At 73.2% G+C, this 21,086-nt stretch carries 20 protein-coding genes; 11 read left to right on the plus strand and 9 right to left on the minus strand.

Features of this window, described 5'->3' with window-relative positions; translation table 11 throughout:
* Nucleotides 1-2: 2 nt before the first annotated feature.
* Nucleotides 3-860 (minus strand): class I SAM-dependent methyltransferase, encoded by an 858-nt coding sequence (locus ACFCZ1_RS17750; RefSeq protein ID WP_376679199.1) that lies wholly within the window; start codon nt 858-860, stop codon nt 3-5.
* A 384-nt stretch (nt 861-1,244) separates the two neighbouring features.
* On the opposite strand from ACFCZ1_RS17750, the gene rpsA reads away from it, so the two are divergent.
* From rpsA to ACFCZ1_RS17770, 4 genes are all read left to right on the plus strand, one after another.
* Complete coding sequence (rpsA, locus tag ACFCZ1_RS17755; RefSeq protein ID WP_030010959.1) at nt 1,245-2,753, plus strand: 30S ribosomal protein S1; 1,509 nt, start codon at nt 1,245-1,247, stop codon at nt 2,751-2,753.
* A 177-nt stretch (nt 2,754-2,930) separates the two neighbouring features.
* Entirely contained in the window at nt 2,931-3,869 is a 939-nt protein-coding gene (locus ACFCZ1_RS17760; RefSeq protein ID WP_328925119.1) for a PAC2 family protein, read from the plus strand.
* Nucleotides 3,870-3,935: 66 nt separating this feature from the next.
* Nucleotides 3,936-4,550 (plus strand): dephospho-CoA kinase, encoded by a 615-nt coding sequence (coaE, locus tag ACFCZ1_RS17765; protein ID WP_376679200.1) that lies wholly within the window; start codon nt 3,936-3,938, stop codon nt 4,548-4,550.
* Between the two features lie 51 nt (nt 4,551-4,601).
* Nucleotides 4,602-5,000, plus strand: a complete 399-nt coding sequence (locus tag ACFCZ1_RS17770; RefSeq protein ID WP_376679201.1) for a tetratricopeptide repeat protein — start codon at nt 4,602-4,604, stop codon at nt 4,998-5,000.
* 3 nt (nt 5,001-5,003) lie between these two features.
* Here the strand turns inward: ACFCZ1_RS17770 and ACFCZ1_RS17775 are convergent, their stop codons facing one another.
* Entirely contained in the window at nt 5,004-5,264 is a 261-nt protein-coding gene (locus ACFCZ1_RS17775) for a DUF6343 family protein (protein WP_376679310.1), read from the minus strand.
* A 322-nt stretch (nt 5,265-5,586) separates the two neighbouring features.
* On the opposite strand from ACFCZ1_RS17775, the gene ACFCZ1_RS17780 reads away from it, so the two are divergent.
* Nucleotides 5,587-8,388 (plus strand): DEAD/DEAH box helicase, encoded by a 2,802-nt coding sequence (locus tag ACFCZ1_RS17780; RefSeq protein ID WP_376679311.1) that lies wholly within the window; start codon nt 5,587-5,589, stop codon nt 8,386-8,388.
* On the plus strand, nt 8,385-9,590 hold the full coding sequence (locus ACFCZ1_RS17785; protein WP_376679202.1) for an SWIM zinc finger family protein: 1,206 nt from the start codon (nt 8,385-8,387) through the stop codon (nt 9,588-9,590). Before ACFCZ1_RS17780 ends, ACFCZ1_RS17785 begins: the two co-directional genes overlap by 4 nt.
* Before the next feature lie 247 nt (nt 9,591-9,837).
* Here the strand turns inward: ACFCZ1_RS17785 and ACFCZ1_RS17790 are convergent, their stop codons facing one another.
* Nucleotides 9,838-10,389 (minus strand): hypothetical protein, encoded by a 552-nt coding sequence (locus tag ACFCZ1_RS17790; protein ID WP_376679203.1) that lies wholly within the window; start codon nt 10,387-10,389, stop codon nt 9,838-9,840.
* A 164-nt stretch (nt 10,390-10,553) separates the two neighbouring features.
* Here ACFCZ1_RS17790 and ACFCZ1_RS17795 point away from each other — a divergent pair, with 164 nt between their 5' ends.
* Nucleotides 10,554-11,222 carry a chaplin gene (locus ACFCZ1_RS17795; protein WP_376679204.1) on the plus strand — a complete coding sequence of 223 codons (669 nt, stop codon included), beginning with the start codon at nt 10,554-10,556 and terminating at the stop codon, nt 11,220-11,222.
* Here ACFCZ1_RS17795 and ACFCZ1_RS17800 read toward each other — a convergent pair.
* Nucleotides 11,215-11,871 (minus strand): DUF2293 domain-containing protein, encoded by a 657-nt coding sequence (locus tag ACFCZ1_RS17800; RefSeq protein WP_376679205.1) that lies wholly within the window; start codon nt 11,869-11,871, stop codon nt 11,215-11,217. The genes ACFCZ1_RS17795 and ACFCZ1_RS17800 overlap by 8 nt on opposite strands.
* Nucleotides 11,872-12,017: 146 nt before the next feature.
* On the opposite strand from ACFCZ1_RS17800, the gene ACFCZ1_RS17805 reads away from it, so the two are divergent.
* The gene (locus ACFCZ1_RS17805; protein WP_376679206.1) at nt 12,018-12,398 is read left to right on the plus strand and encodes a cupin domain-containing protein; all 381 of its coding nucleotides are present in this window, start codon (nt 12,018-12,020) and stop codon (nt 12,396-12,398) included.
* Nucleotides 12,399-12,408: 10 nt separating this feature from the next.
* On the plus strand, nt 12,409-13,050 hold the full coding sequence (locus ACFCZ1_RS17810) for a uridine kinase (protein ID WP_376679207.1): 642 nt from the start codon (nt 12,409-12,411) through the stop codon (nt 13,048-13,050).
* A 102-nt stretch (nt 13,051-13,152) separates the two neighbouring features.
* Here ACFCZ1_RS17810 and ACFCZ1_RS17815 read toward each other — a convergent pair whose 3' ends face one another.
* Together ACFCZ1_RS17815 and ACFCZ1_RS17820 are read right to left on the minus strand one after the other, a co-directional pair.
* Nucleotides 13,153-14,067 (minus strand): carbohydrate kinase family protein, encoded by a 915-nt coding sequence (locus tag ACFCZ1_RS17815; protein WP_376679208.1) that lies wholly within the window; start codon nt 14,065-14,067, stop codon nt 13,153-13,155.
* The gene (locus ACFCZ1_RS17820) at nt 14,064-15,008 is read right to left on the minus strand and encodes a pseudouridine-5'-phosphate glycosidase (RefSeq protein ID WP_376679209.1); all 945 of its coding nucleotides are present in this window, start codon (nt 15,006-15,008) and stop codon (nt 14,064-14,066) included. The genes ACFCZ1_RS17815 and ACFCZ1_RS17820 overlap by 4 nt, the downstream gene beginning before the upstream one ends.
* A gap of 178 nt (nt 15,009-15,186) precedes the next feature.
* Here ACFCZ1_RS17820 and ACFCZ1_RS17825 point away from each other — a divergent pair, with 178 nt between their 5' ends.
* Nucleotides 15,187-15,564: a cupin domain-containing protein gene (locus ACFCZ1_RS17825; protein WP_376679210.1), complete on the plus strand. Its 378-nt coding sequence runs from the start codon at nt 15,187-15,189 to the stop codon at nt 15,562-15,564.
* Here ACFCZ1_RS17825 and ACFCZ1_RS17830 read toward each other — a convergent pair.
* The 3 genes from ACFCZ1_RS17830 to ACFCZ1_RS17840 form a co-directional block, all read right to left on the minus strand.
* A complete protein-coding gene (locus ACFCZ1_RS17830) occupies nt 15,554-16,849 on the minus strand; it encodes an MFS transporter (protein ID WP_376679211.1) in 1,296 nt (431 codons plus the stop codon). The two genes, ACFCZ1_RS17825 and ACFCZ1_RS17830, sit on opposite strands and share 11 nt — an antisense overlap.
* Before the next feature lie 200 nt (nt 16,850-17,049).
* Nucleotides 17,050-17,622 carry a methylated-DNA--[protein]-cysteine S-methyltransferase gene (locus ACFCZ1_RS17835; RefSeq protein WP_376679212.1) on the minus strand — a complete coding sequence of 191 codons (573 nt, stop codon included), beginning with the start codon at nt 17,620-17,622 and terminating at the stop codon, nt 17,050-17,052.
* A gap of 98 nt (nt 17,623-17,720) precedes the next feature.
* Complete coding sequence (locus ACFCZ1_RS17840) at nt 17,721-18,626, minus strand: glycerophosphodiester phosphodiesterase (protein WP_376679213.1); 906 nt, start codon at nt 18,624-18,626, stop codon at nt 17,721-17,723.
* 225 nt (nt 18,627-18,851) lie between these two features.
* Between ACFCZ1_RS17840 and uvrB the strand changes: the two genes are divergently transcribed.
* On the plus strand, nt 18,852-21,005 hold the full coding sequence (uvrB, locus tag ACFCZ1_RS17845; protein WP_376679214.1) for an excinuclease ABC subunit UvrB: 2,154 nt from the start codon (nt 18,852-18,854) through the stop codon (nt 21,003-21,005).
* Nucleotides 21,006-21,086 lie beyond the last annotated feature (81 nt).

Here is a 21,086-nt window from a genome sequence, read left to right on the forward strand (position 1 = left end):
GATCAGTCCCTCACACAGACGAAGACCGCGGTGCCCGGGATCAGGTTGCCGCGCAGCGGGGACCAGCCGCCCCACTCCTGGCTGTTCCATTCGGGCCATTCGGGCTCGACCAGGTCGACGAGGCGGAATCCGCCCGCCACGACGTCGCGGACCCGGTCGCCGATCGTGCGGTGGTGCTCCACGTACACGGCGCGGCCCTGCTCGTCCTGTTCCACGTACGGGGTCCGGTCGAAGTAGGAGGCGGAGACGGAGAGCCCCTCGGGACCGGGTTCGTCGGGGAAGGCCCAGCGGATGGGGTGGGTGACGGAGAAGACCCAGCGGCCGCCGGGGCGCAGTACGCGGCGCACCTCGCGCATCACGTTCACCGGGTCGGCGACGAAGGGGACGGCGCCGTAGGCGGAGCAGGCGAGGTCGAAGGAGCCGTCGCGGAAGGGCAGCCGGCCGGCGTCGGCCTCCACGAGCGGAATGTCGTCACCGATGCGCAGGGCGTGCTGGAGCTGGCGGTGGGAGAGGTCGAGGGCGACGGGGCGGGCGCCCTGGGCGGCCAGCCAGCGCGAACACTGGGCGGCGCCGGCGCCGATCTCCAGGACGTCCTTGTCCTTGAGGGAGGCGGCGGGGCCGAGGAGGGCCGCCTGCGCCTCGTCCAGGCCTTCCGGCCCCCATACGAAGCGGTCGTCGCCCAGGAAGGCGCCGTGCTCGTTCTGGTACTCGTCGGCGTTGCGGTCCCACCAGCCGCGGCTCGCCCGGCTGCTCTCCGCTTCACCGGCGTCACGCCGCGTGGCCTCGGCGTCGTCGGAGTCATGGCTGGACCCCGAATCGGCCTCGTACGCGTCTTCGGGGGCGTAGTCCTCTTGGTTCATGGGGCCCGTCGTCGTAGTCTGCGAATGTCTTCGGATGGCCGCGGACGTCCGAGGATGTCCGCGGAAGTGGCAGGGACGTGCCATCACGGCCTCCCCGCCCACGAATTGTGCCGGTTATGCGGCGATCCGTCGGGGGTGTCCGCCTTCGCGCATTGACCGTGTCCGGCTGCCCCCGTATGCTACAAGTTGCGCTGCGAGCCTGTGCTCCTCAGACCTAGCAGGCTGCGCTTGCATCTGTTGATGTCCCCTCGGTTCTCGAGGCCCTTCCCGCTCAGGCGGATCCAGGGCTTCCTTGGCTGTCCGGCTTCTTCGGCAGATGCCGATAAGGGCTCCCGGCGTAGCAGTACCTACGACTTTCTGTCCGTAACCGGAGCCCTTTCCCACATGACGAGCAGCACCGAGACCACCTCTACCACTCCGCAGGTAGCGGTCAACGACATCGGTAACGAGGAAGCCTTCCTCGCCGCGATCGACGAGACGATCAAGTACTTCAACGACGGCGACATCGTCGACGGCGTCATCGTGAAGGTCGACCGGGACGAGGTCCTGCTCGACATCGGTTACAAGACCGAAGGCGTGATCCCGAGCCGTGAGCTCTCGATCAAGCACGACGTCGACCCGAACGAGGTCGTCAAGGTCGGCGACGAGATCGAGGCCCTGGTTCTCCAGAAGGAGGACAAGGAAGGCCGTCTGATCCTGTCCAAGAAGCGCGCTCAGTACGAGCGTGCCTGGGGCACGATCGAGAAGATCAAGGAAGAAGACGGCATCGTCACCGGTACCGTCATCGAGGTCGTCAAGGGTGGTCTCATCCTCGACATCGGCCTCCGCGGCTTCCTGCCGGCCTCCCTCGTCGAGATGCGTCGCGTCCGCGACCTCCAGCCCTACGTGGGCAAGGAGCTCGAGGCGAAGATCATCGAGCTGGACAAGAACCGCAACAACGTGGTCCTGTCCCGCCGCGCCTGGCTCGAGCAGACCCAGTCCGAGGTTCGCCAGACGTTCCTCACCACCCTGCAGAAGGGTCAGGTCCGCTCCGGCGTCGTTTCCTCGATCGTCAACTTCGGTGCCTTCGTGGACCTGGGTGGCGTCGACGGTCTCGTCCACGTCTCCGAGCTGTCCTGGAAGCACATCGACCACCCGTCCGAGGTCGTCGAGGTCGGCCAGGAGGTCACCGTCGAGGTTCTCGACGTGGACATGGACCGCGAGCGTGTCTCCCTGTCGCTGAAGGCGACGCAGGAGGACCCGTGGCAGCAGTTCGCCCGGACCCACCAGATCGGTCAGGTCGTCCCGGGTAAGGTCACCAAGCTGGTTCCGTTCGGTGCGTTCGTCCGCGTGGACGAGGGCATCGAGGGTCTGGTCCACATCTCCGAGCTGGCCGAGCGCCACGTGGAGATCCCGGAGCAGGTCGTCCAGGTCAACGACGAGATCTTCGTCAAGGTCATCGACATTGACCTCGAGCGTCGCCGGATCTCGCTGTCGCTGAAGCAGGCCAACGAGTCCTTCGGTGCCGACCCGGCGTCGGTCGAGTTCGACCCGACCCTGTACGGCATGGCCGCGTCTTACGACGACCAGGGCAACTACATCTACCCCGAGGGCTTCGACCCCGAGACCAACGACTGGCTCGAGGGCTTCGACAAGCAGCGCGAGGCATGGGAGACCCAGTACGCCGAGGCGCAGCAGCGCTTCGAGCAGCACCAGGCTCAGGTCATCAAGAGCCGCGAGGCCGACGAGGCCGCCGCTGCCGAGGGCGCTGCCGCCCCGGCCGCCGGTGGCAACGCCGGTGCGGGCATCTCGGGTGGTTCGTACTCCTCGGAGTCGGACGAGACCTCCGGCGCCCTGGCGTCGGACGAGGCCCTGGCCGCGCTCCGCGAGAAGCTGGCCGGCGGCCAGAGCTGATCGCAGCGCGCATCACACCCCGGTGTGAGCCGAGCTGGTTGATGTGAACGGTGAGGCCCGTCCCCTTCGGGGGGCGGGCCTTTCCGCGTCTCCCGTGATCCTTTCGGCCAACTGGGGAATGGTGGCGCCCCCTTGGACGTTCTTCGCAGGGAACGCGACGAGGGAGGAGTGGTGACGGTGCTTGATCCACAGGGTCTGTACGAATGGGACGCCAAGGGCCTGGCGGTGGCCGACCTGGCGCTCGCCCAGGACTCTGCCGGGCTGGTCATGCTGTACCACTTCGAGGGGTACATCGACGCGGGTGAGGCCGGCGAGCAGATCGTCGAGCGACTCCTGGACACCCTGCCCCACCAGGTCGTGGCGCGTTTCGACGCGGACCGGCTGGTGGACTACCGGGCCCGCCGCCCCCTGCTGACCTTCCAGCGCGACCACTGGACCGAGTTCGAGGAGCCCCGGCTGGAGGTCCGGCTCGTCCAGGACGCCACCGGAGCCCCCTTCCTGCTGCTGTCCGGCCCGGAGCCGGATGTGGAGTGGGAGCGCTTCAGCGTCGCCGTCCGGCAGATCGTCGAGCGCCTCGGCGTCCGCCTCTCGGTCAACTTCCACGGGATTCCCATGGGCGTCCCGCACACCCGGCCCGTCGGCATCACCCCGCACGGCAACAGGACCGACCTCATGCCGGGCCACCGCAGCCCCTTCGACGAGGCGCAGGTGCCGGGCAGCGCGGAGTCGCTGGTCGAGTTCCGCCTGGCCCAGGCCGGGCACGACGTGCTGGGTGTCGCCGCGCACGTACCGCACTACGTCGCGCGCTCCCCGTATCCGGACGCCGCGCTGACGGTGCTGGAGGCGATCACGGCGGCGACCGGGCTGGTCCTGCCGGCCGTGGCGCACGCCCTGCGTACGGAGGCGCACCGCACCCAGACGGAGATCGACCGGCAGATCCGCGAGGGCGACGAGGAGCTGGTCAGCCTGGTGCAGGGGCTGGAGCACCAGTACGACGCGGCGGCCGGCGCCGAGACCCGCGGCAACATGATGGCCGAGCCCGCGGAGATCCCGTCGGCGGACGAGATCGGCCGCGAGTTCGAGCGGTTCCTCGCGGAACGCGAGGGCGAAAGCTGAGGGCTGCCGCTTCGCGCCGGGCCGGGGGCCTGTGGCCCGGGCAGGGGCGGGGTTTAGGCTGCGAGCATGCTGAAAGTGGGCCTGACGGGCGGAATCGGTGCCGGTAAGAGCGAGGTCTCGCGGCTCCTGGCGGGGTACGGGGCGGTCGTCGTGGACGCCGACCGGATCGCGCGGGAGGTCGTCGAGCCCGGTACGCCGGGGCTCGCGGCCGTCGTGGCGGCCTTCGGGGAGTCGGTGCTGACCGAGGAGGGGGCGCTGGACCGGCCGAAGCTCGGATCGTTCGTGTTCGCCGACCCGGCCAAGCTCCAGACCCTCAACACGATCGTGCACCCGCTGGTCGGGGCCCGGTCGGCCGAGCTGGAGGCCGCCGCGGGGGCCGGCGCGATCGTGGTGCACGACGTACCGCTGCTCACGGAGAACGGCCTGGCGCCGCTGTACGACCTGGTGGTCGTGGTGGACGCGGCGCCGCAGACGCAGCTGGCGCGGCTCACCGCGCTGCGCGGGATGGCCGAGGAGGAGGCGCGGGCCCGGATGGCCGCGCAGGCCACGCGGGAGCAGCGGCTCGCCGTGGCGACACTCGTGATCGACAACGACGGGCCGCTGGAGGCGCTGGAGCCGCAGGTGCGCAAGGTGTGGGCCGAGCTCACGGCCCGGGCGGCGCGGGACCGGGCGGCGGAATAGCGGCTGCGGGGGCGGGCGTTGAACACGCCCGCAGAGGGAAGGAACTCACACGTGTCCGACACCACGCCGCACTCCTCGTCCTCCCCGAACCCGCCGCCGAGCCCCGAGACGCACGTCATCGACTACCGGGCCGCCGAGCAGCTGCTCGCCGCACGCGACCCGCGCGGCGCGGTCAAGCTGCTCGACTCCGTCATAGCCGCCCACCCCGAGAACACGGCGGCCCGGCTGCTGCGCGCCCGGGCCTTCTTCGCCGCCGCGCAACTGCGCCCGGCGGAGCTGGAGTTCGAGCTGGTGCTGGAGCGGGAGCCGGACAACGCCTTCGCCCACTTCGCACTGGCCCGTACGTACCAGCGATCCGGGCGGCACGAGCAGGCGCGCAAGCACTTCCGCCTCGCCGCCGCCCTGGACCCGCAGCCGGAGTACATGGCGGCGGCCCGCTTCGAGGACTGAGCCTCACGGGCCCCCGGGCGGCTCGTACGGCGGGACGTCGGGGCCGGGCTGGTAGTGCGGGCCCTGGTGGATGTGGTGGACGACCACGGCCAGGTCCACGGCCGCCAGCAGCACGACGACACCGCAGGCCACCGCCCACCCGGGACGGCCGGCCAGCGAGAACAGGGCCGTCCCCGCGGCGGCCCAGATCAGCCCCCACAGACTCAGCCAGAACCGCAGCCGCAGCGGACTGCGGGCGGTCACCGGCTCGTTCCCGGAACGCATGGGCATCGCCTCACGTCCATGGTCCCACCGCGGCCCGTACGTACGGGCCGAGCCTGCCCACGGCCGCCGCGCACCGGCGCGGCTTTCGGACGCCCCGTGCACGGATACGCACGGATACGCACAGATCCGCACGGATGCGCACGGATACTCCGCGGATCAGGGCCGCTGCGGGCGCTGATCCGCAGGTCAGGGGTGTTGTCAGTGGTCGCGCCTAGACTCGTCGGCAAAGGGGTCCGTCTGGACGTCGACCGGGGAGGGGGACACCGTGACAGTGCAGCCGCAGGCACCAACGCAGCCGCAGCCGCAGCCGCCGACATCGGCACTGCTGGGCCACGCCGCCGTCTTCCTGCCCGCCGCCGTTCCCCGGCAGGGGCGCGTCGTCTTCTGGGCGCCCGACGGGGACGCCCTGCCCGAGGCGGGTACGGCGATGCCGCTCACCGTCGTCCGCCCGCACGGCGACGGGATCCGCAGCCGGACCGTGCCCGCCGTGGCCTTCTCCGTCACCGCCGCCCTGCCCCTGCTCGCCCGGGCACCCCACAGCCCTGCCTCGCACCCCGCCACCCGGGCGTGGGGCACCGCCGCCACCCAGGCGCTCACGCTCGTCGCCCGGGGCCGCCTGCTCCCCGGGATCACCCCGGAGGGCATCGACGCCTGGCGCGCCGGGCCGCTCGACGCCGCCGACGTCGACCACCTCCGGGCGATCGCCGTCGCACTGCCCCACGAGGGGTACGCGACCCCGCTGGCCGGCCGCCGCCCGCTCCAGCTGCCCGAACCGGAGGCGCTGGTCCGCGCCTTCCTCGACGCGGTCGCCGACAGCCTGCCCCGCACCCCGGCCGCGCCGGTCGCGGCCGGACGGCCGTTCGCCGCCCGGGAGCCGCAGCGGGTGCCGGGCATACAGGAGTGGGCCGCGCAGGTCGCGGCCGGAGCGGACACCGGCGTGGGGATCTCGCTGCGCCTCGACCTGTCGTCCTTCCGCCTCTTCGACGAGGCGGAGGACGAGGACGTCCGCCGCGCCGGGGCCGCCGTGGTCCAGGTGCACAGCCTCGCCGACCCGACCCTCGTCACCGACGCCGCACAGCTGTGGGCGGGCGCGGCCGCCGCGGGCTTCGGACCGCGCGCCCGGATCGATGCCGTGCTCGCGCTGCGCCGGGCGGCGCGGGTCTGGCCGCCCCTGCTGCGCCTGCTCGACCAGCCGGTCCCCGACGCCCTCGCCCTGTCGGACCCGGAGCTCGAAGACCTGCTGGGCGCGGTCGCGACCCGGCTGGCGGCCGCAGGAGTCCTGGTCCACTGGCCGCGCGAGCTGGCCCGTACCCTGTCGGCGACCGCCGTCGTCCGGTCCACCGCGCCCGGGTCCGCCACCGACGGCACGGCCTTCTTCGACGCCGCGCACCTCTTTGCCTTCTCCTGGGAACTGGCGCTGGGCGGCGACCGGCTCACGCCGGGCGAGATGGACGCCCTCGCGCAGGCCCACCGGCCGGTGGTGCGGCTGCGGGACCAGTGGGTGCGGGTCGATCCCGAGCTGGTGCGCAAGGCCCGCAAACGGGAGCTGGGCCTGCTGGACCCGGTGGACGCGCTGGCGACCGTACTGTCGGGGACGGCCGAGGTCGACGGCGAGCCCGTCGAGGCGGTTCCGGTCGGGGCGCTGGCCGCCCTGCGCGAGCGCCTGACGGGGGAGCTGGCCCCGCTGCCGCAGCCGGCCGCGCTCAAGGCCACCCTGCGGGACTACCAGGCGCGCGGCCTGGCCTGGCTGGACCTGATGACCTCCCTCGGCCTCGGCGGCTGCCTCGCCGACGACATGGGGCTCGGCAAGACCGTCACCCTGATCGCGCTGCACCTGCACCGCGACCGCCCCGAGCCGACGCTCGTGGTGTGCCCCGCGTCCCTGCTGGGCAACTGGCAGCGGGAGATCGAGAAGTTCGCCCCCGGCACACCGGTGCGCCGCTTCCACGGCGGCGGCCGCAGCCTCGACGACGTGGAGTCCGCCGCCGGCGGGTTCGTGCTCACCACGTACGGGACGCTGCGCGCCAGCGCCCCGCTCCTGGCCGGGCAGAGCTGGGGCATGGTCGTCGCCGATGAGGCGCAGCACGTCAAGAACCCGCATTCGGCGACCGCCAAGGCGCTGCGCACGATCCCGGCGCCGGCCCGGGTGGCGCTGACCGGCACCCCGGTGGAGAACAACCTCTCCGAGCTGTGGGCGCTGCTCGACTGGACGACGCCCGGGCTGCTGGGCCCGCTCACCGCCTTCCGGGCCCGCCATGCCCGCCCGGTGGAGCACCAGCAGGAGGAGGACGGCGGCAACGAGGCGGCGGTGGCCCGGCTGTCCGCGCTCGTACGGCCGTTCCTGCTGCGGCGCAAGAAGTCGGACCCCGGCATCGCGCCCGAGCTGCCTGCGAAGACGGAGACCGACCATCCCGTCTCCCTGACCCGGGAGCAGGCCTCGCTGTACCGGGCCGCAGTGGACGAGGCGATGGCGGTGATCGAGTCGAGCGAGGGCATCGAACGACGCGGCATGATCATGAAACTGCTGGCCTCGCTCAAGCAGATCTGCAACCACCCCGCGCAGTACCTGAAGGAGGCCGAGCCGCGGATCCCGCACCGTTCCGGCAAGCTCGCCCTGCTGGACGAGCTGCTGGACACGATCCTCGCCGAGGGCGGTTCGGTGCTGGTCTTCACCCAGTACGTGACGATGGCCCGGCTCATCGAGCGGCACCTGGCGACGCGGGGGATCTCCCACCAGCTGCTGCACGGAGGGACTCCGGTCCCGCGCCGGGAGGAGCTCGTCGACCGCTTCCAGGCGGGCGAAGTCCCGGTCTTCCTGCTCTCCTTGAAGGCGGCGGGCACCGGGCTGAACCTGACGCGGGCCGGCCACGTCATCCACTTCGACCGCTGGTGGAACCCGGCCGTCGAGGAGCAGGCCACCGACCGCGCCTACCGGATCGGCCAGACCCAGCCCGTGCAGGTGCACCGGATCATCGCCGAGGGGACCGTGGAGGACCGGATCGCCGAGATGCTGGAGGCGAAGCGGGCCCTGGCCGATGCCGTGCTGGGCTCGGGGGAGTCGGCGCTGACCGAGCTGACCGACCGTGAACTGGCCGACCTCGTCTCCCTGCGGAGGCCGGCGTGATCACCGCGCGGGACGACCGCCGCCGCACCTTCGAGACCGTGCCCGCCGGGGCGGAGGCGGTGAGCTGGTGGGGCCGGGCCTGGGTGTCCGCCCTGGAATCGGTGTCCCGCGACCCGGCCCGGCTCGCTCGGGGTCGTGCGTATGCGGCGGAAGGGAACGTGGACGCCGTCACCGTCACCCCCGGCCTGATCGTGGCGTACGTCCGGGGCAGCCGGCCCCGCCCGTACCGTACCCAGCTGGCACTGCCCGCCTTCGCGGACGGGGAATGGCGGGAACTGCTGGAGACGGTCGCGGCCGACCCCGCGGTGCTCGCCGCCCTGCTGGAGCGGGAGGTTCCGCAGTCGCTCGCCGAGGCGATCCTGCCCGGCACGGGCGAGCTCGTGGCGCGCTGCTCCTGCCCGGACGTCGTGCGGCCGCCCTGCAAACATGCGGCGGCCCTCTGCTACCGGGCGGCCCGGCTCCTCGACGAGGACCCGTTCGTGCTGCTGCTCCTGCGCGGCCGCGGCGAGCGGGAGCTCCTCGACGAGCTGACCCGCCGCAACGCCGCCCACGCCGCACGCGAACAGCCCGGAGCCACACCGGACTTCCCCGGCGTCCCGGCGCGGGCGGCGCTCGCCCGCGCCAGTCTGCAGCTGCTGCCCGCGCCGCTGCCCGCGCCCGCCGCGGCGGGGCTCCCGCCCGCCTGGCCGGCCGACCCGGCCGCGCCGGACCCGCTCGCGCTGGACCAGCTCGCCTCCGACGCCGCCGCCCGCGCGCTGGCCGTCCTCACCACGGCCGAGGACCCGATCGCCGGGCTCAGCGTCTGGCAGGACGCGGTCCGGCTGGCCTCCGCGCACCCCACGGCCGGGCTCACCGGCGCCGCCCGTACCCTCTACCGCGACCTGGCCCGCGCCACCGGCCGTACCACCACCGACCTCGCCCGGGCAGCGGCGGCCTGGCGCCAGGGCGGCCTCCCCGGGCTCGCGGCCCTCGAAGAGCCCTGGGACCCGCCGGCCGGGCCCTTCGACCGGGCCCGCCCGGCGCTCCTCGCCGCCGCCCAGGGTCCTTTCCGCCCCGACCGCAACCGCCTCACGGCCCACACCCGCCAGCTCCGCCTCGGCCGCGACTCCCTCTGGTACGCCTACGAGTCCCGCCCGGACGACGACGACTGGTGGCCCACGGGCCGCCCCTCCCAGGACCCGGTCTCGGCCCTGCTGCACTGAGCGGGCCGCGCCCGGTCAGCGGCCGAGGCAGAGGAAACGGAGGTAGCGGGCGTACGAGAGTCCGCGGCTGTGGCGCTGCGCCTCGGCCAGGGAACCGCGCAGCGCCTCGTACCGGGCCGTGGTCTGCCGGAGTTGGACGGTCCGGCGGCTGAACTCCTGCCGCTGCCGCCGGGCCCGGGCACCGGCGGTGGTGGCGTCCCCTCGGGCCGGGCGGCGGGGAGCCGCAGGGGACGATCACGATCTCCCGTTACGGGCCGTCCTGTCCCGTCAGTTGGGCCGCCCAGCGGGTCAACGTGGTGAAGTCGCGGTCCCGGAGGCCGCGGCGGGGGTGGATGCGCAGGAGGAGCGCCGGGGCCGGGTGGTGGGCGCCGACCCAGACGCGATCACGGGGGGTGATCATGTCGTCGACCCAGGCGAAGGGGCGGCCGGCCGCCCAGCCGACGAGGGCGCGGGTCTTCCAGGAGAGGCCGTCCGGGTCGCGGGCGAAGAGTTCCGGCCATTCGACGACAGGATGATCACCGGGAAGCCCGATGTGCGGGGCGATCATCGTGTTGGCCTGGTGCGTCCAGGCGGTGGCCCAGGTGAGTTCGAAGGGCAGGGCCAGCAGCCGGGCGCCGTGGGAAGGGTGGAGCCGGACCCGCGCGCCGCGCCGGGCGCTGCGGGATTCCGGGTCGCGGTGGGCGAGCCAGACGTCCGGTCGCATCCGGTGGCTCCGGTAGCCGCGCAATCCGGCGAGGGGCGAGCGGAAGGGGTTGAGCGGGCCGTCCACGTCGAGGAGGAGCAGCGGTCGTTCAGTCATGAGGTAGGCACTACCCAGTACACGATGGAGTGAAATGCCTACCGGCTCTATAACCCGAATGGGTTCAGGGCGTTGTTTGCGGTGCGGGTGCAGCGCCCGTGAACTCCTCCGGAAGGCGGGAAATACTGATGCGTCACAGTCGTCGGAATGGCGTGATTGCGGCGGTGGTTGCGGGAGGCGGGCTGGCGGTCGCGGGTGTGAGCGGCCTCGCCTACGCCGATGCGGACGCGGGCGGTCAGGCCGCACGCTCGCCGGGGCTGCTGTCCGGGAACCTGGTGCAACTGCCGGTGCACGTACCGGTGAACGTGTGCGGCAACACCGTGAGCGTGATCGGTGTGCTCAACCCGGCCGCCGGCAACCGCTGCGCCAACGGGGCGCCGGGGGGCGGCGGTGGACGTCCGGAACCGAGGCCCTCGGATCCGTCGAAACACGGAGCCGGCAACGGCGGAGGGGCCACCGCCGACGGGCGCGGAAAGGGTTCGCCAGGGGTGCTGTCCGGGAACGGGCTCCAGCTTCCCGTCGACCTGCCGCTGAACATCAGCGGCAACGCGGTGAGCGTCGTCGGCGTCGGCAACGGCTCCCACGGCAACAGGTCCGTCAACGGTGAGGCGCCCGGCGAAGCCGTGCCCGCCCAGCCCCCCGCCCAGCCCCCCACCCCCTCCCGCCCCGTGACCCCGCCCGCACCTCCCGCCCCGCCCGCACCTCACACCCCGCCCCGGCACACCGAGGCGCTCGCCCACACCGGGGCCGACGGCGTCGGCTACCTGCTGCCGGGCGGGGGAGCGCTGCTGCTCGGCGGGGTGCTCCTCTACCGCCGCTTCCGCCTCAACTAGGCGCCCGGCGCCAGCCGTCCAGCACGGCGTCGATCCGGGCGGCCAGCCGGGCCCGCGCCGCGAAGCGGGGGACTCCGGCCATGAGCAGGGCGTCGTACTCGGTGTCGGTGTGCCGCACGGCCGCCCGTACCGCGTACGAGACCGCCAGTTCGTCGAGGGCCCGGCCCGCCGCGCTGCGGCCCACCCGGCCGCTTCCGCGCACCGAGGCGTGGGTGGCGATCGCCACGGCCCGGTCGGCCGGGCAGCCGGGGAACAGCCGCACTATCTCGGCCGCGAAGGCCGCCGTGAACCGGGTATCCTCCGCGGCGCGCCGCAGCCGGTCGCGCTCCCGGCGCCGGGCCCGTGCCTCGGCGTCCGCGAGGCAGGCCCGCTCCGCGCCCGCCAGGGCGGCGTCCTCGACGAGGATGCCCTGGCGTTCGTAGCGGCGGCGGCGCCTGTTGAAGCGGACGACGACGGCGCAGAGCGAACTCCCCTCGCGGGCGCGGCGGGTGAGCGCCGCGTCCCCGCGCGGGAGGTACACCAGATGCCCGAGATCGGCGCAGTCCAGGCAGCGCGGCACGCCCGCCTCGCGCACGAGGTGCCGGAGCGGGCCCTGTCGGCACTCGGCGCAGTGGATCTGCTTCGCGGACTCGAAGACGACCAGGCTCATACGGGTGTGATACCGCCGCCGGCACCTCCTATCACCTGGTGGAGAGCGGTGGTTGATGTTCGATCATCTCTTCCTCGATGACATGCGCCGCTCCTACGGTGGAGCCGGGTCGACGACGGCCGGTCCACCGAGGAGGACACGTGCACATGGCTGGACAGCAGACGATGACGATTCGGCCGACGAGGTCACGCGCGGGCGCGGGTACCGGGGCGCGAGAGGTCGTCATACCCCCGGGCGGCTGCACCGGCTGGCACTACCACCGGGTGCGGCTGAACGCCGTCGTGCTCGCCGGGACGCTGACCCGCGTCCTGCACGACCGCTCGGTCGTGGTGCACCGCGCCGGGGCCGCCTTCGTGGAGCCCGCGGGCATCCGCCACATCCACCTGGGCCACAACCTCGGCAGCGAACCGGTCGTGATCCACGTGACCCCGGCGGTTCCCGCCGGGACCGCCCTGACCCCGTTCTCCATACCCGCCCCGGCGCCGGCCGGGATCACCCCGGCCGTCTGCCGGGAGCACGCCGCGTGACAATGGGCCGGTGCAGCTGGAAGCGATCACATGGCAGCGGATGGCCGAGCGGCTCGCCGGTCACCTCGACGAGCGCGAGAGCGCCGGGGACGGCCGGCAGCGGGTGGGCATCGACGGAGCGCCGGCCGCCGGTACCGGCGTACTCGCCGGACACCTCGCCGAGGCGCTGCGGCTGCGCGGACGGGCGGTCCTCGTGGTACCGGCCGGGGGCTTCCTGAGGCCTGCCTCCCTGCGCTTCGAGTTCGGCCGCGAGGACGTGGACTCGTACCTCGGCGGCTGGTACGACACCGCCGCGCTCTGGCGGGAGGTGTTCGGCCCGACCGACCCCGGCGGGACGGGGCGGGTGCTGCCCGACCTCTGGGACCCGGTGACCGACCGGGCGACGCGCAGCCCGTACGTCGAACTCCCGCCCGGCGGCGTGCTGATCGTGCACGGCCCGCTGCTGCTGGGCCACTGGTTCCCCTTCGACCTGAGCGTCCACATCCGGCTCTCCCCGGGCGCGCTCGCCCGCCGCACCGAGGAGTCCGCACGCTGGACCCTGCCGGCCTTCGCCCGCTACGAGGCCGAGACCGACCCCGCGGCGCAGGCCGACGCGCTGGTCAGGGCCGACGACCCCCGCCACCCGGCATGGACGGGCATCCGCGACAGCTGACGGGGCCGGGCCGGGGCATCCGGGACGGCGGCCACGGCCATGACTACTGCCACTGCCACTGCACTGCACTGCCGACTGCCACGGCTACGACCACGGCCATGGTTACGGCCTTCCGCCCAGCCGGGAGACCGCCAGCGCGGCGGTACGGCAGCCGGCCCGCGCCGCCTCCACCGGGTCCGCCCCCGCCAGCCGCGCCGCCAGGAACCCCCCGGTGAACGCGTCCCCCGCACCCGTGGAGTCCACCGCCTCGGCCGGCTCCGCCGTGACCTCGGCGGTGATCCGGCCCCGCTCGGCGACCAGTGCTCCGGCCGCCCCCCGGGTCACCACCACCAGCGGCACCCGGCGGCTCAGCCGCGCCGCCGCCCGGGCCAGCCCGGCCGGCTCCGGCAGCCCGGCCAGCAGCCGCGCCTCGCCCTCGTTGGGCAGCAATACGTCCGCCCCCCTCACGGCGTCGAGGAACCGCCGCGGGCCCAGCCCGGCCAGGAATCCGGCCGAGGCGGGATCCACGCTCACCGGCACCCCCCGGGCCCGGGCCGCCCGCAGTGCGACCAGGGCCAGCTCGCGGCTGCTGTCGGCGAAGAACAGGTACCCGGACAGGTGGAGGTGGGCCACCCCGTCCAGCAGGGCCGGCGTCCAGTCGGCGGGGCACAGCCGCAGCGCGGCCCCGCTGTCGGTCAGGAAGGTCCGCTCGGCGTCCTTGCCCACCAGCGCGACCACCGTCCCGGTCGGCTCCTCCCGGTCGATCACCAGCCGGGGCCGCACTCCCGCGTCCACCAGCGCCCGCTCGTGCCACCGCGCCGACTCGGCGCCGACCCGTGCCAGGAGACGTACCTCCGCGGCCCCCGTCAGGGCCGCCCAGCAGGCGGCGTTGGCCCCGGCTCCACCGGGCAGGGTCCGGATCCGGGCGGCCGTGTCGGTGGCCGGAGTCAGTGGTTCCGGATGCACCGCCACGACATCGGTCACCACGTCCCCGACGATCAGCAGCGCTCCCGGGACGGCCGGTCCCGACGTGGTCATGCCCGCGCCGCCCAGGCCCCCGCGATCGCGGCCCCCAGCCGCACGTTGCCCCGTACCGCCGCCAGGTTCGCCTCCAGCGAGGCCCCGGCCGTCGCCCGTACCAGGAACCCCAGCAGGAACGGCGTCACCGCCTGCCCCGTGATTCCGCGCTCACGGCACTCGGCGAGCGCCTCGGCCAGCACCCGGTCGTGCAGCTCCGGATCCAGCTGCTCCGACTCCGCCACCGGATTGGCCACCAGCAGCGCCGACTCCAGGCCGCCCAGGGCGTCCTGGGCGGCCATCACCGCCGCGACCTCGTCCGGCCCCTCCACGGTCCAGTCCACCGGCTCACCGGAATCGGCCAGGTAGAAGCCGGGGAACCGCCGGGTCCGGTACCCGAGCACCCCCACCCCCAGCGTCTCCAGCCGCTGCAGGGTGGCCGGCACGTCCAGGATGGACTTCACCCCCGCGCACACCACCGTGATCCGCGTCCGTGCCAGCAGCGACAGGTCCGCCGACTCGTCCTGCGTCTGCGCCCACTCGCGGTGTACGCCGCCCAGCCCGCCGGTGGCGAAGACCCGCAGGCCCGCCCGGGCCGCCAGGAAGGCCGTCGCGGACACCGTCGTCGCCCCCGTGGCCCCCGCCGCGAGCGCGGGCGCCAGATCCCGGTGGCCGAGCTTGCGCACGCCCTCGCCGCCCGCGATCCGCTCCAGCTGCGCCTTGTCCAGACCCGCGTACGCCACCCCGTCCACGACGGCGATCGTCGCCGGAACGGCGCCTTCCGAACGGACCAGCGCCTCCAGTTCGAGCCCCACCGCCATATTGCGGGGACGCGGCAGGCCGTGCGCGATGATCGTCGACTCCAGGGCGACCACGGGCCGGTGCCGGGCGAGCGCCTCGCGTACCTCTTCCGACAGGACCGGTCCGCCGGACAGGGATGCAGTTGCTGTGTGCTGTGACATGTCCCCATCCATGGCACGGGATCCGCGCCCGCAAACGCGCTCCCGCACCACCCGTCACAAGCTGTCCGAGTACCGTTCCCCCGACGGCCGGACTGGACAGGGTGACCCGCCGAACCGGCGGTTCCTGGACGCTCTGGTCACCGCGCCGGGCGGCCGGGCCGGATTAGGGTGGCGCGCCATGAGCACCAGCGACCACTCCGCAGCCCCCGCAGCCACACCCTCCTTCGCCGTCTCCGTACCGGACGCGGAACTGGAGGCCGAAGACCTCGACCCCGCACAGATCGTCTCCGGCGAGCCCGTCGTGACGGGCAAGGTGCTCTGGGAGTCGGCGGACGGCAGGCAGGTGCGCGGGATCTGGCAGATCACCCCCGGCGTGGTCACCGACACCGAGGCCGACGAGCTGTTCGTCGTGGTCGGCGGCCGCGCCACCATCGAGGTCGAAGGCGGCGAGACCCTGGAGGTGGGCCCGGGATCCGCCTGTGTGCTCCGGGAGGGCGACAAGACCACCTGGACCGTGCACGAGACGCTCCGCAAGGCCTACCACATCAGCTGCTGACGCCCTTCGCGGGAGCGGGGTGGCGGCGCGCGGTGAACAGCGCGAGCGCCGCCATCGGCAGCAGCAGGCAGGCCCCGATGGCGTTCAGCCAGCCATAGCTCGCCTGGGACATGACCAGGCCCGCGGCGGCGCCGCCCACCCCCGCGGCCGTGTTCATCGTCAGGTCGCTCAGGCCCTGTACGGCGGCCCGCGCGGGCTGCGGCACGGAGTCCGTCAGCAGCGCCGAGCCGGACACCATCCCGGCGGACCAGCCGAGGCCGAGCAGGAACAGGCCGGCCGCGGTCTGGCCGTGGTGCGGCCCGGCCGTGCCGGCGAGCAGGGCGGCGACCGAGAGCAGCCCGGCCGCCAGGCCGATCACGGACAGCCGGCCGATCCGGTCCGCGAGCCACCCCATCAGGGGCGAGAAGGCGAACATGCCCGCGATGTGGCCGCTGATCACCAGGCCGATGAGCTCCAGCCCGGCGCCGTGGTGGCCCAGGTCCATCGGCGTCATCACCATGATCGAGACCATGGTGGTGTGGGACACGGCGACGGTGACGAGGGCGAGCCGGGCCCGCGGGGAGGCCTTGACGGCGGCGATTCCGGCCCGCAGGGAGCGGGCCTCGCGGGTCTGCCCGCCGGCCGTGGCCAGCGCACGGGCGGTCAGCAGCGGGTCCGGGCGCAGGAGTACGCCGATCAGCGTGCCGGTGAGCAGGAAGACGGCGGCGGCCCACACGAACGGGCCCGCCGTCTCGGGTATGGAGGTCCCGGCGAAGCTGCGGCTGGCCGGGGCGGACAGGTTGGGGCCGAGCACCGCGCCGATGGTGGACGCCCACACGACGACGGAGATCGCCCGGGCCCGGCGGTCCGGGGCGGCGAGGTCGGCGGCGGTGAACCGGGCCTGCAGGTTCGCGGAGGAGGCGGCGCCGAAGGCCGCCATGCCGAGCATCAGCAGCGGGAAGTTCTTGATGGTGGCGGCGAGGACGACGAGCAGCGCGCCGGCCGCGCCGATCGCGTACGCGAGGACGAGCCCCGGGCGGCGGCCGCGGGCGGTCATCAGGGCGGCGAGCGGCAGGGAGACCAGGGCCGTACCGATCACCGCGGCGGTGGAGGCGAGGCCGGACAGGGCCTCGGTGCCGCTGACCTCGGTCGCGAGGACGGGGGCCAGGGCGATGCTGATGGGCACGCCGAGCCCGCCGAGGATCTGGCTCGCGATGAGCACGCCGATGGTACGGCGCTGCAGCCGGGCCGGTTCCGGGCCGGTGGCCGTGACTGCGGGCCGGTCGGTGCCGGGCGAGGCGGTCACGCCGGGCACCCCCTTCGCGGGGACGGGTGCGGGGCGCGGGCGGACGCGGTGAGACCGGGTGCGGCGGCTGGAGTAGTCACCGCGGAAGTGTGACACCCCTTACCGCGCGGCGGAACGGGGTATCGGTGGCCGCCGCGCCGGGCAGCCCGGCCCGTGGGCCCGGCCCGTGGGCCCGGGCCGCCCGGCGCGGCGGCACCCGCTCAGAACAGCGGCCGCGGGAGGACGCCTTCCAGCGCGAGCAGCTGCCGCTTGGTCTCGACCCCGCCGCCGAAGCCCCCGATGCCCCCGTCGTTCTCCACGACCCGGTGGCAGGCCACGACCACCGGGAGCGGATTGGACCCCATGGCGTTGCCCACGGCCTGCGCGGCGCCGGGCTGGCCGACCCGGGCGGCCAGTTCCCCGTAGCCGACGACCGCTCCGTACGGCACGGAACGGTCCAGCTCCTGGAGCACCTGCCGGTTGAAGCCGGAGCTGAGGCGCCAGTCGAGCGGCAGCTCGAAGCGCCGCAGCGAACCGGAGAAGTACGCGGCCAGCTGGCGTACGGGCTCGGCCAGCAGCACCTCCTCGCCCGGTGCGGGCCGCCGGGCGTCGGCGCCGAGCCGGGAGACGAGCGAACCGATCATGGAGTCGACCCGGTCCGGCCCGGCATGGAACTCGACCCGGACCAGACCCTCCGGGGTCGCGGCCAGGAGCAGGTCCCCGATGCCGGTGCTTCCGCTGGGGACGACGGTCCATTCGAGGTGCGGCCCGCGGGGCCGCTCGGTGCTGTCCACGCGTCCACGGTACGGCGCTCCACTGACAGCGCAGGCAACCCGGGCAACGCCGCTGCCGCTGCCGCCGACGCCGACAGCACCGCCGGCCCGGGCCCGGCTCAGTAGCCGCCCACCGCCTCCCGGACGACGTCCGGGGCGTTGGTGATGATCCCGTCCACGCCCATCGACTGGACCTTCCGGGCGGTCGCGGCGTCGTCCACGATCCAGGTGTCCACCTCCATGGCCTTGCCGTGGGCTCCCAGCAGGCCGTGCACCGCCGCGACCCAGTCGGCCGAGATCGTGGTGTGCCACGGGTTGATCCGGTCGGTGAACTGCGCGTAGCGCGGCAGGTCCGCCACCGCCGGGGTGCCCAGGAAGGCCGTCACGAGGTCCGGGCGCAGACCGTGCACGATGCGGACGCTGTCGGCGCTGAAGCTCTGCACCACCAGGCGCCGCGTCACGTGGCGCTCGTCGAGCCAGCCGGCATCCTCCAGTACCGCCAGGGTCTGCTCCTCGATCCCGGGGTAGAGCTCCGGCTTCTTGATCTCCAGCAGCAGCCGCTGCTGGTTGCGCTGTACCCGGTGCAGGTACTCCCGCAGGGTCGGCACCCGCGCGCCCCCGTACTCCTCCCCGAACCAGCTGCCCGCGTCCAGCCGGGCGATCTCCGCGGCCGTGAAGTCCTTGACCCGCCACGGCTGGCGGCCGGGGAACACCTGCTCCACGTCGGTGGTCCGGGCCAGGGTGTCGTCGTGGATGACCACCAGCTCGCCGTCCCGGGTGCGCTGCACGTCGTTCTCGACCCAGTCGAAGCCCAGCTGCATCGCCAGGTCGATCGATTCGAGGGTGTTCTCCGGGGCGTAGGCCGAGGCCCCGCGGTGGGCGTACACGACGGGTCCTCCGAACGCCGCCCGGGCGGTCGTGGGGGAGTCGGGGCCGGCGACGGCGTACGAGGCCGTCCCGCCCAGCAGGGTGAGGGTGAAGCCCAGGAATGCGGCGGCGGCCGCGGCGGCGGGTCGGACGTACATGTGCGTTCTCCTCTTGTCGGGAGCCCTGTTCCTGCGTCAGACGCATGCGGAGCGGCAGACTTTGTGGCGATGCACTTCACGGCGGGTCTTCACCGCGATCATGGGGTTGAAGATCACCGGGCCGCCACCGAACTACGACAAACGGACCAGAACGGGTGAGCCGGGGCCCGAGCCGATGCGCCCGCGCGTGACGTGAGTGTCAGTGGGGGGTCGTACGGTTGAGTCATGCGGCCCGTATCGAAGATCGAACGCACGGTGGCGCCTTTCGAGGTCGTCAGCCCCTACAAGCCCAGCGGCGACCAGCCGGCGGCCATCGCCGAGCTGGAGAAGCGCATCCGTGCAGGTGAGAAGGATGTCGTCCTGCTGGGCGCGACCGGCACGGGCAAGTCGGCGACCACCGCGTGGATGATCGAGAAGCTCCAGCGCCCCACCCTGGTGATGGCGCCGAACAAGACCCTCGCCGCCCAGCTGGCGAACGAGTTCCGGGAGCTCCTGCCGAACAACGCCGTCGAGTACTTCGTCTCGTACTACGACTACTACCAGCCCGAGGCCTACGTTCCGCAGTCGGACACCTACATCGAGAAGGACTCCTCGATCAACGAGGAGGTGGAGCGGCTGCGCCACTCCGCCACCAACTCGCTCCTGACCCGGCGCGACGTCATCGTCGTCGCCTCCGTGTCCTGCATCTACGGCCTCGGCACCCCGCAGGAGTACGTCGACCGGATGGTCTCCCTCAAGGTGGGCGAGGAGACCGACCGGGACCAGCTGCTGCGCCGCTTCGTCGACATCCAGTACACCCGCAACGACGTGGCGTTCACCCGCGGCACCTTCCGGGTGCGCGGCGACACCATCGAGATCTTCCCGGTCTACGAGGAACTGGCCGTCCGCATCGAGATGTTCGGCGACGAGATCGAGGCCCTGTCCACCCTGCACCCGCTGACCGGCGAGGTCATCAGCGAGGACCGCGAGCTGTACGTCTTCCCCGCCAGCCACTACGTCGCCGGTCCCGAGCGCATGGAGAAGGCGGTCCGCGGCATCGAGGCCGAGCTGGCCCAGCGCCTCGCCGAGCTGGAGAAGCAGGGCAAGATGCTGGAGGCCCAGCGGCTGCGCATGCGCACCACGTACGACCTGGAGATGATGCGCCAGATCGGCTCCTGCTCCGGCATCGAGAACTACTCGCTGCACATGGACGACCGCGAGCCGGGCTCCGCGCCCAACACCCTCATCGACTACTTCCCGGAGGACTTCCTCCTCGTCATCGACGAGTCGCACGTCACCGTGCCGCAGATCGGCGCCATGTACGAGGGCGACGCCTCGCGCAAGCGGACCCTGGTCGACCACGGATTCCGGCTGCCGTCCGCGCTCGACAACCGGCCGCTGAAGTGGGAGGAGTTCCAGGAGCGGATCGGACAGACCGTCTACCTGTCGGCGACCCCCGGCAAGTACGAGCTCTCGCGGGGCGACGGCTTCGTCGAGCAGATCATCCGCCCGACCGGCCTCATCGACCCCGAGGTCGTGGTCAAGCCGACCGAGGGCCAGATCGACGACCTGGTGCACGAGATCCGCGAGCGGGTGGCCAAGGACGAGCGGGTCCTGGTCACCACCCTCACCAAGAAGATGGCCGAGGACCTCACGGACTACTTCCTGGAGCTCGGCATCCAGGTCCGCTACCTGCACAGCGACGTGGACACGCTGCGCCGCATCGAGCTGCTGCGCGAGCTCCGGTCCGGCGAGTTCGACGTCCTGGTCGGCATCAACCTGCTGCGCGAGGGCCTCGACCTGCCCGAGGTGTCGCTGGTGGCGATCCTCGACGCCGACAAGCAGGGCTTCCTGCGCTCGGGGACCTCCCTGATCCAGACCATCGGCCGCGCGGCGCGCAACGTGTCGGGCCAGGTCCACATGTACGCGGACAGCATCACCCCGGCGATGGCGCAGGCGATCGACGAGACCAACCGCCGGCGGGAGAAGCAGGTCGCCTACAACACGGCCAACGGGATCGACCCGCAGCCGCTGCGCAAGAAGATCAACGACATCGTCGCCACCATCGCCCGCGAGGAACTGGACACCGAGCAGCTCCTCGGCACCGGGTACCGGCAGGCGGCGGACGGCAAGGGGGCCAAGGCTCCGGTGCCGGCGCTCGGCGGCAAGGCGGCCCAGGCCAAGGGCAAGGCCGGCGGCAAGGCCGCGAAGGCCGCGGCCAAGGGCGAGGTGCTCACCGACCGGCCCGCCGCCGAACTGGCCTCGCTCATCGAGCAGATGACCGAGCGGATGCGCGCGGCGGCCGCGGAGCTGCAGTTCGAGGTCGCGGCCCGGATCCGGGACGAGGTCGGCGAGCTGAAGAAGGAGCTGCGACAGATGAAGGAAGCGGGCCTCGCCTGACCCCGGGCCTGTCAGTAGGGTTGGGTCACAGCCGCAGGTACACGCTGCGCTCCCGTTATCGGGGCGGGCTATGGAGAGGGG

The sequence above is a fragment of the Streptomyces sp. NPDC056224 genome (genome assembly GCF_042267665.1).
GTDB lineage: Bacteria > Actinomycetota > Actinomycetes > Streptomycetales > Streptomycetaceae > Streptomyces.